This is a genomic window from Gordonia sp. UBA7599, from assembly GCA_002477755.1.
Lineage (GTDB): Bacteria > Actinomycetota > Actinomycetes > Mycobacteriales > Mycobacteriaceae > Gordonia.
In genome coordinates this window covers 68,004-68,223 of record DLKD01000142.1, presented here as the reverse complement: position 1 = coordinate 68,223, position 220 = coordinate 68,004, and the positions used below count along the sequence as shown (strand labels likewise).

General features: G+C 68.2%; 1 protein-coding gene. It reads right to left on the bottom strand.

Going from position 1 to position 220, the window contains the following annotated elements; genetic code table 11:
* Positions 1 to 220: hypothetical protein (locus B4L26_RS16945; RefSeq protein WP_414651921.1), on the bottom strand; the 220-nt coding region annotated here is incomplete at both ends.

Below are 220 nucleotides of genomic sequence, written 5' to 3'. Positions count from 1 at the left end.
GTCGCCATGGAGCCGGCCGTCGTCGAAGGCCTCGTAGAAGTACCGGCCAGCCACCTCGCCGAACATCTGCTGCGCATGGCTCAGGGAGGTGAACCGGTCCGGCCAGGACTCGAACCACGGGGTCCAGCTCCGCGTCGTCTGGCCTCGGAAATCGGGGGACATATCTTCGACGACGAGTCCGCGGACCAATTCCGGGTGCGCCGCGGCGGTGCACCAGGCG